Origin of the sequence: Agrilactobacillus fermenti, from assembly GCF_047943045.1 — a bacterium.
Classification (GTDB): Bacteria; Bacillota; Bacilli; order Lactobacillales; family Lactobacillaceae; genus Agrilactobacillus; species Agrilactobacillus fermenti.
In genome coordinates, this window is record NZ_CP181347.1 from 319,149 (window position 1) to 333,035 (window position 13,887).

General features: G+C 38.7%; 13 protein-coding genes and 2 pseudogenes. 11 read left to right on the forward strand and 4 right to left on the reverse strand.

All coding sequences use genetic code 11. The annotated features are described in order from the left end of the window. The first annotated feature begins 219 nt into the window (after window positions 1–219). The 4 genes from ACNAN0_RS01400 to ACNAN0_RS01415 all read left to right on the forward strand — a co-directional run bounded on the left by ACNAN0_RS01400 (window position 220) and on the right by ACNAN0_RS01415 (window position 4,277). Window positions 220–1,683 (forward strand): hypothetical protein, encoded by a 1,464-nt coding sequence (locus ACNAN0_RS01400; RefSeq protein ID WP_416353655.1) that lies wholly within the window; start codon window positions 220–222, stop codon window positions 1,681–1,683. Between the two features lie 58 nt (window positions 1,684–1,741). Continuing rightward, entirely contained in the window at window positions 1,742–2,860 is a 1,119-nt protein-coding gene (locus ACNAN0_RS01405) for an AI-2E family transporter (protein ID WP_230913832.1), read from the forward strand. Continuing rightward, entirely contained in the window at window positions 2,820–3,278 is a 459-nt protein-coding gene (locus tag ACNAN0_RS01410) for a GNAT family N-acetyltransferase (protein ID WP_230913831.1), read from the forward strand. The genes ACNAN0_RS01405 and ACNAN0_RS01410 overlap by 41 nt, the downstream gene beginning before the upstream one ends. A gap of 306 nt (window positions 3,279–3,584) precedes the next feature. Further along, a complete protein-coding gene (locus ACNAN0_RS01415; RefSeq protein WP_230913830.1) occupies window positions 3,585–4,277 on the forward strand; it encodes a 2,3-diphosphoglycerate-dependent phosphoglycerate mutase in 693 nt (230 codons plus the stop codon). Window positions 4,278–4,423: 146 nt separating this feature from the next. Here the strand turns inward: ACNAN0_RS01415 and tnpA are convergent. Both tnpA and ndk read right to left on the reverse strand, forming a co-directional pair. Continuing rightward, window positions 4,424–4,885: pseudogene (gene tnpA, locus ACNAN0_RS01420) on the reverse strand (IS200/IS605 family transposase). Window positions 4,886–5,196: 311 nt separating this feature from the next. Next, window positions 5,197–5,610: a nucleoside-diphosphate kinase gene (ndk, locus tag ACNAN0_RS01425; protein WP_416353656.1), complete on the reverse strand. Its 414-nt coding sequence runs from the start codon at window positions 5,608–5,610 to the stop codon at window positions 5,197–5,199. A gap of 185 nt (window positions 5,611–5,795) precedes the next feature. Between ndk and efp the strand changes: the two genes are divergently transcribed. The 7 genes and pseudogenes from efp to ACNAN0_RS01460 all read left to right on the forward strand — a co-directional run bounded on the left by efp (window position 5,796) and on the right by ACNAN0_RS01460 (window position 11,331). Further along, window positions 5,796–6,359 carry an elongation factor P gene (efp, locus tag ACNAN0_RS01430; protein WP_230913828.1) on the forward strand — a complete coding sequence of 188 codons (564 nt, stop codon included), beginning with the start codon at window positions 5,796–5,798 and terminating at the stop codon, window positions 6,357–6,359. 118 nt (window positions 6,360–6,477) lie between these two features. Then, window positions 6,478–7,698, forward strand: coding sequence for an ArgE/DapE family deacylase (locus ACNAN0_RS01435; RefSeq protein ID WP_416353657.1), 1,221 nt, complete (start codon window positions 6,478–6,480; stop codon window positions 7,696–7,698). Between the two features lie 142 nt (window positions 7,699–7,840). Next, on the forward strand, window positions 7,841–8,416 hold the full coding sequence (locus tag ACNAN0_RS01440; RefSeq protein WP_416353658.1) for a TetR/AcrR family transcriptional regulator: 576 nt from the start codon (window positions 7,841–7,843) through the stop codon (window positions 8,414–8,416). Window positions 8,417–8,690: 274 nt separating this feature from the next. Continuing rightward, a complete protein-coding gene (locus ACNAN0_RS01445) occupies window positions 8,691–8,891 on the forward strand; it encodes a hypothetical protein (RefSeq protein WP_230913825.1) in 201 nt (66 codons plus the stop codon). A 276-nt stretch (window positions 8,892–9,167) separates the two neighbouring features. After that, window positions 9,168–10,121: pseudogene (locus ACNAN0_RS01450) on the forward strand (hypothetical protein); the annotation flags it as partial. A 28-nt stretch (window positions 10,122–10,149) separates the two neighbouring features. Continuing rightward, a complete protein-coding gene (locus tag ACNAN0_RS01455; protein ID WP_225351601.1) occupies window positions 10,150–10,290 on the forward strand; it encodes a hypothetical protein in 141 nt (46 codons plus the stop codon). Window positions 10,291–10,401: 111 nt separating this feature from the next. After that, window positions 10,402–11,331 (forward strand): IS30 family transposase, encoded by a 930-nt coding sequence (locus ACNAN0_RS01460; protein ID WP_230913824.1) that lies wholly within the window; start codon window positions 10,402–10,404, stop codon window positions 11,329–11,331. Between the two features lie 9 nt (window positions 11,332–11,340). On the opposite strand, the gene ACNAN0_RS01465 is transcribed toward ACNAN0_RS01460, so the two are convergent. After that, window positions 11,341–13,470, reverse strand: coding sequence for a heavy metal translocating P-type ATPase (locus tag ACNAN0_RS01465; RefSeq protein WP_003645578.1), 2,130 nt, complete (start codon window positions 13,468–13,470; stop codon window positions 11,341–11,343). Further along, window positions 13,463–13,831 (reverse strand): ArsR/SmtB family transcription factor, encoded by a 369-nt coding sequence (locus ACNAN0_RS01470; protein ID WP_003645577.1) that lies wholly within the window; start codon window positions 13,829–13,831, stop codon window positions 13,463–13,465. Before ACNAN0_RS01470 ends, ACNAN0_RS01465 begins: the two co-directional genes overlap by 8 nt. Between the last annotated feature and the right edge of the window lie 56 nt (window positions 13,832–13,887).

The following is a 13,887-nucleotide window of genomic DNA, read 5'->3' on the forward strand; positions in this document are numbered from 1 at the left end:
CTAAACGTGTTCCAAAAGGCAACACCTTTTGTCTCACTCTCTATGATGCTAATAATTATACTGCAACAAATAATAATTCCTTAATATTTTTATTTAAATTAAACGTAATTCTTTTTGGTGATTTTTGCAATTTTGATATAAATTATATCTTTAATTGGCAGAATTAATTGGATCGGCAAGCGTATAATTGGTTTAGATGATTTTCAAGGAGGATTTATTGTGCGTTTTTTTTGGCGTTTGATGGGGATAATGATTGTCTGTTTGTTAGTGTTGACCGGTTGTAGTCATAATCAGTCTAATTCAAAGGCAAAGGACACAACCTTAAAAAAAATTACGACAGCGAAACCAATTTGGTATCTATACCGAGGAGAAGGCACACATAGCGTCATTTCTTTACAATTTCTGAGCAATAAAACGGTGACCGTCAAAGATATCGATGAGATCGGGGCCCCCGGTGGTGAGAATCGGGTAGATAAAAATTTTGCGAATCCCAAGTTTTCATTACATCAAACGGGCAAAGAAATTGTGATTCATACGAGTGATCGGGCAATGGTACTTAAAATCGGTAAAGCCATGTCTGAAACTTTAAACAAGAAAAAAATGAAAGGCTATCAAGTCAGTTTTGATGGTCAAAAAAACTGGCATTTAGCTCAGTTGAAGCAAGATGGTAGTGATAACGGCGGCACGCCAATCAGCAAAAAACAGCCGCAAAAGAAAGTTAAGCCACAGCCTAAGGATATTACGACGCGCTTAATGGATTTTGTAGCCGACCCTAAAAAGAATGCCAAGCCGATAACCAATCAAGCAGATGTGGGTAACTATGCTTACCGGTCTATGGTTGGACAAAGCCGTGCTTATGGGCAAATTACACTTAATGCAGATGGCACATATCAAAACTCGATTTCGGTGCATGCGGTGCAACAAAAAAATCAAACGGACGATAATCCTGATGTGGCCTATTATGAGGTATCTACCGGACAAATTGCCTACTTATATGGAAAGTATTATTTGGTACCTAAGAATCTCTTGCGAATTTCGTACTATGTCCATGGTCAAGATCCCGACAAGCCTTTACCACAAAAAATTGCTTTGTATACCGGTGACAATATCGGGTTAGCGCGTTCCAGAATTGAACATCAAGGTAACGAATATCATTTCTTCTCTAAGGACTATGAACCTTGGCCTAATGCAGACCAGCCACAGAATCAGCCTTACACCAGCCTTACAAAAACCGATAACACTCAAATTTCGTTGCCGGAGATCTATCAGGCGGCTGTGAAACAATATAATGATTGGAAGCAGACGCCAATCCAAAGCAATAAGGCCTTGATGCAGGTTGTGGCGGCCATGTCTGACAATAATCGCGATCGCGTTGGTGATATGGGTGTGAACTTTTCTGGCAGTTTTGGCGTCACACAACAGCCTAGCGATTATAAGGGTGTGGCCAAGGATGGTTCACAGCAGCCGCAGATGAACTATGTTTTTGCGGTGTCACCAGCTAGCAACCAGTCAGGCTCAGCTGTTATTTCGACTGAAAGTGGGGATTTATTAGTGTTCGGTTCCTTAGATAATCAGTTATACTTATTACATCAACCGGATTCAGATTCTGCCACGGTCACTTGGATGAAAATGGCTGATGTCACATTAGGTGTGCCACAGTTGCGTGTTCAGTTGAATCCTTAGTTGAAAAGCGGCTTTGTACAGTCAAAAATCTATTGCAGTACGCTCTGGAGGTTTATTTTTGAATTTATATGATCGTTTTGTTGCGAATCTCAGAGTTCGCCGTTTTACCGTCTTAGCCTTGATTATCTTTTTACTCTGGCTCGTTCGCGGTGTCATGAGTACATTACTATTGACGTTCATCTTTACTTTTTTAATGGTTCATTTAATTCGTTGGGTCCAACGCAAGCTGCCGCGGATTCGTCCAGGGGTAGTTGTAATTCCAGTGTATATATTGATCATTGGCGGGATATATATCGTCATTTCTCATTACGTCCCGATTTTATTGCGGCAATTCTTCAAGCTATTTCATTTAGTTTTCGAATTCTATGAACGTCCAGATGTGGATTCCAATGAAATCTTAAGGCTAGTTGCGCAGTGGATCCAGCGATTAAACTTAAATGCTCAGATTCGCAGTAGTATTAGTCAGATCTTCCAATATATTACGAATATTGGTGGCGCCGGTGTTACTTTTGTGGTTTCATTTATTCTTAGTTTTTTCTATTCAATTGAAGTGGATCAATTGAATCGTTTCGGCCGTCTATTTATCAAGAGCGACTTTGGCTGGTTCTTTGAGGATATTTACTTTTTTGGTCAGAAGTTCGTCAATACGTTTGGCGTGGTTCTTGAAGCACAATTATTGATTGCAATTGTAAATACCACGTTGACGACGATTACCTTGAGCTTTATGCGCATGCCAAGTTTAGCGCCGTTAGCAGTGATGGTGTTCTTCCTATCGCTAATTCCAGTAGCTGGTGTTATGATTTCGTTGGTACCACTTTCTTTTGTAGCCTATACTGTTGGTGGATTTCGTTATATTGTTTATATTTTGATCATGATCATTGTGATCCACATTATTGAAGCTTATATACTCAATCCTAAATTTATGTCTAGCCGGACTCAATTACCGGTATTCTTCACGTTTGTGGTATTGTTGGCGTCTGAGCGTTTATTTGGGACTTGGGGTCTGATCGTGGGTATTCCAATTTTTACTTTCTTTCTTGATATCCTTGGTGTCAAAGCGATCAAGGGGGGGACCAGTGGCGTGAGCCAGCGTTTACATTTTCATCACTTCAGCCGGAATAGTAAGGGGGATAATGATGCAAAATTTACCGATCAAAATCACGAAAGTGACAAATGATAAGGCAAGAGAACTTGCTCGTCTGCAACATCGCTTATGGCAGAATGTTGCTTATCAGGACCTTGTCGTTAATATTCAAGAAAACTTGATGTTACATGATCGTGCGTTCTTTATTGCACTGCAAGGCGATAATGCTGTGGGTTATAGTGAATTTGGTTTGCGTTATGATTCCGTTACTGGAGCCACTACTTCGCCGGTGGCCTATCTGGAAGGTATCTTTGTTTTGGAAATGTTTCGCCGCCAGCATATTGGCTACAAATTAGTTGAAGCCGGCTTTAAATGGGCGAGTACCCAAAATATTTCTGAAATTGGCAGTGATGTGACTTTGGATAACATATCTTCACAAAAGTTCCATGAGTACTTGGGTTTTCGCGAAGCCGGGCGCCTGATCCATTATATTCGTGAGGTGGACTCGTAGGAACAGAGTGTGACAAAAGGCGATCAGCGACCGAGCACTAACAAGAATCACGAGAAATGGTGGTTTTACCATTTGAGTGATTCGATGTTAGGTGAGGACGTTGCCTTTTGGAACACGTTTAAGAAGCACAGGACAAAAGGCGCTCAGCACCTGGGCACTAACAAGGGGTGCGAGAAATGGTGGACAGAAAGTAAAATGGTAATTTTATCCCAGCCTCGGGGAAAGTAAAGAAATGACTATATATTTTCTGTAAATAAGTGTAAAATGTAACTTGAAAAAAATAATACAAGTGAGGTATTGCTCTTTATGGCAAAATTAGTATTGATCCGTCACGGTCAAAGCGAATGGAACTTGTCTAACCAATTTACGGGTTGGGTTGACGTTGATTTAAGTGAAAAAGGTGTTGAAGAAGCCAAAAAAGCTGGTCAATTGATTAAAGAAGCTGGTCTTGAATTTGACCAAGCTTATACATCTGTATTGACACGTGCAATCAAAACTTTGCACTATGCTTTGGAAGAATCTGGTCAACTTTGGATTCCAGAAATGAAAACATGGCGCTTGAATGAACGTCATTACGGCGCATTACAAGGCTTGAACAAAAAAGAAACAGCTGAAAAATATGGGGACGAACAAGTCCATATCTGGCGCCGTTCTTACGATACTTTACCACCATTATTGAAGGCTGATGACGAAGGTTCAGCAGCACAAGATCGCCGTTACGCTGACTTAGATCCACGGATCATTCCTGGCGGCGAAAACTTGAAAGTTACTTTGGAACGGGTTATTCCTTTCTGGGAAGATCATATCGCTCCAGACTTATTAGCTGGTAAGAACGTGATCATTGCTGCTCATGGTAACTCATTACGTGCTTTGACTAAATACATCGAAAACATTTCTGATGAAGATATTATGAATCTTGAAATGGCTACTGGCGAACCAGTGGTATATGACTTCAATGATAAATTAGAAGTTACAAACAAGACTAAGTTAGACGACTAATCGTCAAATCAAAACCACCCGTCAAACGGGTGGTTTGCTCTGAGGCTATAAGCCTCTATTACCGACCAGCGCCTAAAGACGCTGGCTTTTTAGTTCAAGCCAATTTGTCCTTGCCACTTTTGCTCACCCCTTAAGGGGTGCTTGTACTACTTACTACCCTTAAAAGGGTCTTCATATTCCCGAACACTTAATTTATCAACGGCAATATCATGTTTTTCCTGTTCTCTGATATATTTCCTGAATTGTTGCTTCATTGATGCCCACCGTTGTCACATAATAGCCTTCTGACCAAAAATGACGGTTTCCAAATTTATATTTCAGATTTGCATGTTTATCAAACATCATCAAGGCACTTTTACCTTTTAAGTAACCCATAAAACTTGAGACACTTATTTGGGTGGGATACTAAGTAATAGGTGCACATGATCTGGCATCATATGTCCCTCAATAATTCTTACACCTTTATAAGAGCACAAAAGCCTGATAATATCTTGAAGGTCCCGTCGATATTGATTGTAAATCACTTTTCTTCTATACTTTGGTGTAAACACGATATGGTATTTACACAACCATTTGGTATGTGCCAAACTATTGTATTGATTCGCCATTTGTTTTTTCCCTCTTTCAAATAGATTGATTGGCCTGAACATCCAATATTCTATCTGAAAAGAGGGCTTTTTTGCATAGCAATTGAACACCCACCCGCATAGCGGGTGGTTTACTGTTTCGTACCTTATGGTACTCAACTAGGTCTAAAGACACTAAAACGATATAAAAAGAGCGACCGCTTTTGTGGTCGCTCTTTTTATATACCAATGCTCGAATTTTAACTGTGCGTCAAGATCTTCTTTTGGGACCTATTTAGAATTAAATGTTTGTCCTCACTTAAAGGGTTATCAATAGTCTGTACATTCTAAATTTAAAACCAAATACCGATTTCACGTTGGGCACTTTCGGGGCTATCAGAGGTATGGACTAAATTTCGAATCGTGCCATCTGGCCATTCCCGCGCAAAATCTCCCCGCAGAGTTCCGCTTCTGGCTTGACTAGGTACGGTGGCACCAGACATTTCACGGATTGCAGCAATTACGTTGGTCCCCTTGATGATTAAGGCAATGATTGGACCGGATTGCATATATTTTAACGTTTTAGGAAAGAAAGGCTTATCTACAAGAGCCGCATAATGCTCACGAAGTTGACTTTCAGTGGCTTGTACCATTTTCATAGCGGTAATTTCATAATTTCGATGTTCGATTCGGCTAATGACATCCCCAATGTGGCCATTTTTTACGCCATCTGGCTTAATAAGCATCAATGTTTGTTCTTCAGTCATAACTAATTCCTTTCCAGTCTTATTAGAAATATATGTTACACTCTTTTGGCATATTATCCTAGTATTTTTATTGATTTTCTGAAAATAAAGGCGCCAAATCCCGACTAAATTGGTTTAGGGTGTTTTTTTATGGTATTATATTCTAGGTATATTTTTTATTCTATAGAACAAAAGGGAGAATACACATGCTTGAAGCAATCAACCTAAAACCAGGTATGGCTTTTGTTAAAGACGGCAAATTGATTAAAGTAATCGAAAGCAACCACCATAAACCAGGTAAGGGCAATACCGTAATGCAAATGAAGCTTTATGATATTCGTTCTGGCTCGACCGTAACGACAACTATGCGTCCAAGTGAAAAAGTAGAACAAGCTATTCTTGAAACTAAAGATGCACAATACTTATACACTCAAGATGACACTGCTTATTTCATGGATCTGGAAACATATGAACAATATGAAATTCCAGTTGAAGTCATCGAAAATGAATTAAAATATTTGTTGGAAAATACAAATGTCAAAATCGAATTCTATGAATCCGAAGTTATCGGGGTTACATTACCAACAACGGTTGAGTTGACCGTTACTGAAACTGAACCTTCTATCAAGGGTGCAACGGTAACTGGTTCTGGTAAACCAGCTACTTTGGAAACTGGCCTTGTCGTTAATGTGCCTGATTTTATTGAAACAGGTGACAAATTAGTTATCAACACGACTGATGGCAGCTATCAAAAACGTGCTGGTAAATAATTGATTATAAAAATAGTGTTTGAAAACAAAGCATTAGTTTTGTCTTCAGACACTATTTTTTTTACGGTTTTTCCTATCAGTGCTATCATTCAAATATACTTAAGGGGGTGTGGCATAGATGGACGAAAAGCAAAAAATGGCGATTCTAGAGAAATTAATTTCAATTCAATCTGTCAATGACCATGAATTAACAGTAGCTCAGTATTTAAAGACTCTATTGGATCAGGCAGGCATTGAAAATGAAATTCGACCAATCAATGAGACTCGGGCCAACCTAGTGGCAACTTTAGGTTCAGGCAAACCAGTATTAGCGATTTCGGGACACATGGATGTGGTAGCTGTTGATCGTGACAATTGGCGCACAGATCCCTTCAAGTTAACTCAGGAGGGGGATATGCTCTATGGCCGTGGTGTGACCGATATGAAAAGTGGTCTTGCCGCTTTAATTATTGCAATGATCGAATTGAAAGAAAAACAAGTCCCAATTAAAGGGACGATTCGATTGTTGGCCACCGCAGGCGAAGAAGTCGGGCAACTTGGCGCAGAAACATTAACAAATGATGGCTTCATGAAAGATGTAGATGCTTTGCTAATCGCGGAACCATCGGGGTACCGGGCGGTTTATGCCAATAAAGGTGAGTTGGATCTGACAGTCACTTCAAAGGGTAAAGCGGCACATAGCTCTATGCCTAAACTGGGGAATAACGCCGTGCAGCATTTAATGAATGTTTTAGCCCAACTTCAAGCTAAAGTGACCGCGTTAATGCAAGATAAGCGTAACTCTGTTTTAGGTGAGACGGTATATAATCTCGATGTCATTAAGGGCGGTAATCAAGTCAATGCGATTCCAAGTTTGGCGACGGCTCAAATTAATATTCGTACGATTCCAGAATTGCCCAATACAGAAATTTTGAAAGCGATGAATACCGTTATTGCCGACTATAACCAAAAAACAAATGGTGCGGTCAGCTTAAAAGTTGATATGGACATTGTTCCGATTATTGGCAAAGAGAATGCCAAGATTATTCAATTGATCAAGCAAATCGCTGAACCTTATATGGCCAAACAACAGCTACCAGCTGCCGATATTGCCCAGGGTGAACGCGCTGCTCAAGCAACCGGCATGTCCTTTTCAGCAGATAAGATTTTGACCATGGGGGTCTCTGGCGGGACGGATGTCTCTAAATTTTTGATCGATCATCAGCAGGACTTTAATTATGTGGTCTTTGGTCCAGGAAATGACACTCCGCATCAGGATAATGAGAGTATTGCCAAACAAATGTATTTCGATTTTATTGCGATTTATGAACAGTTATTGCCAGCGTATTTTGAGGCCTAAAGTAATTTTTTTGATTAAATAAATAGGTAAAAATTGGGAACGCTTCGTGATTTTAGATTGAACTTTTTGTGAAACCAGCCATCTTGGTCGTTATGTCCTTTATAATGGGCGAATAACCAACACGTTATAGGGTGGGAAAACAATGAAGTTCAATTCAGATGACGAGCGTTTCTTTTTAGCATTTGTATTAGTTGCCAATGAAGCAGCTTCGCGTTCTGAAATTACGCTGGCAAAAATTGCTGATAAGTTGCATATATCACGCCAAGCCATGCATCAATCACATTATCGAAGTATCGATGAATTGATCCGTAATCTACACTATTTTATCGACCAAAAACCGCATCAAATGGTCAAAAAATTTATCAAAAATACGCACCAATATCGGCTCAATGATATAATCCAATTTTTTGGTAATCAGGTATTGCCATTACTATATGAGAAACGGCACTATTTGAAGGTATTATACGGTCGTGTCGCTGATCCTGCTTGGCGATCTTTCATTATTGATCACTATGTTACTTTGATCGAACCTTTTTTTGACAAAAGTACGCAAAAAGTTGGCCTGAGTGCTAATTTTATGGCGCAATTGCTTGTTTCCGAAGCTCTAGCGATCATTGCCAACTGGATGAGACAGCCAGAACCAGAGAACCCCGTTACTTTTTCTCAGAAATTTAATTATTTGATGGAAAATCACACCAAAGCACTGATTGATATTTAATGATGTCTGGAAAAATTAACCACTGTCAACTTTTAGAGCGCTTATTTGAACAAAACATTTCGGCAATCAAGGGAATTTGCCCGAACTGTTGGAAATGATGCGGTTGACAAGTGTCAATTTGAGAGACTTGTTTCTTCAAATCACACGTGAGAATATGAACTTGTAAATTTACTTAGACATGTTGTTGATCAACAATTATCATAATTGGAGGCCGTCATATCATGAATAAACAAATTGTATACTCACGTCAAAATAGGATGCATGTGGTTCTGATATGATGAATAAAAATAAAATATCAAGTAAAGTGCTTATCAGCATTGCGACTTGGATGGTTATTTTTATGAGTACCTATATATGGAACCTTTTAAAAAATGGCTTTAACAATAGTGCTTTTATAAATGCGCTAGGTATTGCAACGTTAGGCACATTGATTATTGCGATTGGAGTCTATTTTATAAAAAAGCTAAATTTATGATATGTCTCCAATAGTTATTTACAACAAGAGATTTAAATCACATGGATAGTATTATAATCGTTTATTAGTATTTTAATGATCATGACATACCTATATATGGAACTGTTTATTTTCGAGGTTTTAACATCACTGCTTGGTTCAGAAATTAAGCTGAAAGGTATGATCACAGATGGTTCAAAAGAAGCGTAAGAAAAAAATCATTTTTTGGAGTGCTGTTGTTCTTTCCTTCATGCTTTTAATGGTAGGCATACATATTTGCACATATGGTGTTTTTGCGAATCGGTTGGTGTCGCGGGATTTAAGCAATGGCAAACAGATTTTAACCGCACCGTTAATAGGGGCGCTAAGTCCATTCGAATTGCGGCACCGATTATTAAGAAATTGACACCCGCTGAGCAAAAGCGACTTGATACTACCGACGAACGGGCCATTGTTGGTTATCGTTACCTGCCCATCTTCGACGTGGCACAAACTAGTGGTGACCCTGTCCTAAGCGCTAAAGACTTTGTCAAAGAAAATTTGGCCGATCATCAGAATGTGACAAGCTTGTATAACGCATTCAAGGATTATCTAAACCAGCAAACCGACCTTAAGGTCAGTGAAGTGCCCTTAGCAACGTTAAATGGGGCTAAGGGATATTTTCAACCCAGCACTAATGAAATTGTTATTGGTGGCGATGAGCCCGACAATGCTTTGAAACTAAAGACGTTATATCACGAATATGCGCATAGTCAGTTACACGGATTGAAATCAGCCTTTAAAGATCGGCCACGAGCCTATCAGGAAACCCAGGCCGAAGCGGTTGCGTATGTTGCCATGCAAAATATTGGCGTTGATACCAGCAACTACTCACTCGGTTACGTGGCCACCTGGGCTAAAGATAAAGCCGTGATCCATAGTGCTTTAAGTGAGATCCAGCAAGTGAGCAACAAAGTGATTGAGCTTAGCGATGGCTTAACCAAACAATTAGGCTTACAAGAAGCCCAAAAAGAGCCTGAGCATGATCTAAAAAAGCTATCAGCCCATGATCTTAATAAGTCCTATCAAGGTTTGCAACAAAAAATTAAGCAAGCAACTGATTCCCAACAAAAATCAGAACTAAAAACCCAGCTAAATTATGTGCACCAGGAAATCAGTAATCGTACCCAAAAACAGTTACAGGATTTCGTTAGACAAAATCCCAAGATCAAACAACCGGTGCAAGATGAAGTCAAACAAAGACAACTATAGATAATTATTTTAATGAGGGAAAAACAATATGATTATAAAACGCTTTTTTAAAGATTCAGACGCTGAAGAAGTTGCTAACCTAGTTAAAGAAACGATGCTCACTACTAATATCAAGGATTATTCTAATAAATATTTAGAAAATGATTTAGAAGCTGTCCAAGATCTATGATTTTTGATATACGGTAGATTGTAAAATTAATCCGAACGCTGTTCGGACAAAAATGATCAGCTTCCTTTAAAATGGTGTTTACCACAAACCCATCTTTTAGGAGCTGATCTTTTGTCTAGTATAACCTATTCCGAACGAATTAAAATCGAAACCTTTTGTGAACTAGGGCTGTCCAATATCCAAATGGGCGTTCGGCTGAACCGATCACCTGCCACAATTTCTTATGAATTAGCTCGATGTGAACCTTACCAGGCCGAAGTGGCCCAAACAGATACCGAATACAAGCGGTCACGATGTGGCCGAAAGACTAAATTGAATGACAAATTAAGGCAAATAATTTTAAACCATTTACGGCTAAGTTGGTCACCAGAAATGATAGCTCACGAATTTAAACTAGCTACTAAATCTATTTATAATTGGCTAAATCAGAGGAGAATTGGTTTCTCCTTGAATGATCTACCTGAACATGGCGTACGCCAACGGCGTAACGTTGACCAACGATCCAAATATAATCAATCTTTGGGGCGATCAATTGAACAGCGTCCCATGATGATTAATCAACGTAATCGCATCGGCGATTTTGAACTAGATACAGTCATTGGTCCTCGTGGGCATAGTAAGGCAGTTTTATTAACTTTAATCGATCGCAAATCACGGTTCCTTTGGGCATACCGGTTAAAAGATCGGACGACAGCGACTGTTAATGAAGCACTAACTAAGTTCCTAACCACTTTTAATGGTCCGGTGCACAGCTTTACTGTGGACCGTGGCACTGAGTTTAGTGGGCTAGTATCACTTGAATCACAATATGGTATTAAGACCTATTACTGCCATGCTTATACTCCAGCTGAACGTGGTAGTAATGAACGCTTTAATCGGAATTTACGTTATTTTTATCCTAAAGGGACTCGTTTTGAGCACATTAGTGCTCAAGATTTAACGACGACGTTACTCCAAATTAACCAGCGACCGCTTAAAATACTCGACTGGCAAACACCGTATCAGGTTATGCTGACAAATTTGTCCAAAAATTCGGATTAAATTTGCAATCTACCCTTTAACCTTCAATAGTCGTAAACTGTTTAGTGTAACAAGTAACGTTGCTCCCATATCGGCAAAAATTGCTATCCATAAAGTTAACCAACCAGGCATAACTAATAGTAATGCTACTAATTTAACGGCTAAAGAGAAGGTAATGTTTTGTTTGATAATTGCTAAAGCCTTACGGCTTAATTTGATAGTATATGGCAATTTGCTTAAATCATCAGCCATTAAAGCAATATCAGCCGTTTCTAATGCAGTATCCGTTCCAGCACCACCCATTGCGACACCAACTGAAGAAGCTGCAAGTGCTGGTGCATCATTAACACCATCTCCAACCATTCCTACACTTTGATGTTTTCCAAGAAGTTCTTTAATGAAATTCAGCTTATCCTCTGGTAATAAATCAGCTTTAATATCCGAAACACCGACTTGTTTTCCAATTGCTTCTGCGGTTCTTTGATTATCACCAGTCAGCATTACTGTTTCAATTCCGATATGATTCAATTTACTAATAACTTCTTTTGATGTTTCTCTCATTTCATCTGCTACGGCAATTAACGAAAGAATTTCTTTTTCCGTTCCTAAAACCATTACGGTTTTTCCTTCTGTTTGCATACGAGTAATTCTTTCTTTGATGGTACTTTCAATTGTTTGATGTAATTCTTCAAACAGATTTGGACTTCCTACATAATACATTTCGTTATTTACTTTTGCTTTTACACCTTTACCTGTAATAGATTGGAACTCTTCAACCGAAACACCATTTAAATTCAATCCATTTTCTTCTGCTTTTCTTACAATGGCTGAAGCAAGTGGATGTTGTGATCCTTTTTCAATGGCTGCTGTAACTGTAAGCAATTCATTTTCATTTCCACCATACGTCACGATGTCTGTTATAGCAGGAATACCTTTTGTTAATGTTCCTGTTTTATCAAAAGCAATGGCTTTTAAGTGTCCTGCTTCTTCTAAATGGATACCACCTTTAATTAACACACCATTTTTTGCCGCATTCCCTATTGCAGTAACTACGGCAACTGGAGTTGAAACAACTAAAGCACACGGACAACCAACTACTAACACAGCTAAACCTTGATAAAGCCATTGGCTCCAATCTCCACCGAATAATGGAGGAACAACTGCAATTAAAAGAGCTAAAAGCACAATAGCTGGTGTATAGTATTTCGCAAATTTATCGACAAATGCTTGAGAAGGTGATCGTTCTGCTTGAGCTTCTTCTACAAGATGAATAATTTTTGAAATAGTAGTATCTTCATCTCGTTTTGTTACTTTAACTTCAAGTAACCCTTCTTCATTCAATGTTCCTGCAAACACTTCATCATCAATTGTTTTTGTTACTGGAACACTTTCCCCAGTAATAGCAGCCTGATTTAGTGTAGATGTACCTTTAATAACTAATCCATCCATTGCTAATTTTTGACCAGGCTTTACAATCATAATGTCTCCAACTTGAATATCTTCAACGTGAATCATCATTTCTTCATTTCCACGCCGAATTAATGCTTCTTTTGGGGCAATATCCATTAATGATCCAATAGATTGACGAGCTTTATCCGTTGAATAACGTTCTAACGCTTCACTGATAGCGAATAGGATAACAACTGTTGCGCCTTCACCCCATTTACCAATGATCGCAGCACCTATAATAGCAATCGTCATGAGCGTATTCATATCGAATTTTAATCTGCTTAGATTTTTAAGACCTTTAATAAACAGTGTATATCCACCAATTAAAATGGATGCTGCGTAGCCGATCATTGGAAGAAGATGTTCTTCTCCTAATTGCTCGCCCAAAAACCAACTAATCACAAGTAATAACGCTGAAATATAGACCTTAATGTTTTCTTTTTGCTTCCAGAAAGGTTCACGCTCTACCTTTTGTTCTTTTTCATCCCGAACTTTTAAATTTTCAAATGCTCCTGCTTTTTCTAGTTCCTCAATTGTTGTATTTCCTTGAACATAAACTTTAGAGGCTCCAAAATTCACTTTCGCGTCTTTAACTCCTGGCAATTGTTTCACATTGTTTTCGAAGATGCCTGCACAATTGGTACAAGTAAATCCTTGAACACGATAGGTTTTCATTTCTTCTTCAGATAATTTTGCTTGTTGATCAGACATTGGCTTTCACCTCATTTTTATGAGCTAAAGTAATAAGTATTAACTGTTTGATATATTCATTATCTAGTGAATAAAACGCCAATTTTCCTTCTTTTCGATACTTCACAATCCCTTGTTTGTGAAGGGTTCGTAAGTGATGGGACGCTGTTGCAACAGTGGAACCAATGATATTCGCAACGTCACACACGCATAACTCCCCATCTTGGCATAAGGCATAGGTAATTTTTGCCCTATTTTCATCTGCAAGTGCTTTAAATAATTGGGAAACACTAGATATATCTTCTTTTTGTAACTCTTCTCGTATTCGATTGACTTTTTTTTCGTCATAACAATAAATTTCACAAGTATCTTTATTACTCAACATCATCACTCCACTATCATTCAAATATTCATTTGAATATATTATACCCCTTTTTC

Coding starts and splice junctions, on each gene's coding strand:
- ACNAN0_RS01410 (WP_230913831.1), top strand. CDS start 2,820: ATGCAAAATTTACCGATCAAAATCACGAAAGTGACAAATGATAAGGCA.
- ACNAN0_RS01415 (WP_230913830.1), top strand. CDS start 3,585: ATGGCAAAATTAGTATTGATCCGTCACGGTCAAAGCGAATGGAACTTG.
- ndk (WP_416353656.1), bottom strand. CDS start 5,610: ATGACTGAAGAACAAACATTGATGCTTATTAAGCCAGATGGCGTAAAA.
- efp (WP_230913828.1), top strand. CDS start 5,796: ATGCTTGAAGCAATCAACCTAAAACCAGGTATGGCTTTTGTTAAAGAC.
- ACNAN0_RS01435 (WP_416353657.1), top strand. CDS start 6,478: ATGGACGAAAAGCAAAAAATGGCGATTCTAGAGAAATTAATTTCAATT.
- ACNAN0_RS01440 (WP_416353658.1), top strand. CDS start 7,841: ATGAAGTTCAATTCAGATGACGAGCGTTTCTTTTTAGCATTTGTATTA.
- ACNAN0_RS01445 (WP_230913825.1), top strand. CDS start 8,691: ATGATGAATAAAAATAAAATATCAAGTAAAGTGCTTATCAGCATTGCG.
- ACNAN0_RS01455 (WP_225351601.1), top strand. CDS start 10,150: ATGATTATAAAACGCTTTTTTAAAGATTCAGACGCTGAAGAAGTTGCT.
- ACNAN0_RS01465 (WP_003645578.1), bottom strand. CDS start 13,470: ATGTCTGATCAACAAGCAAAATTATCTGAAGAAGAAATGAAAACCTAT.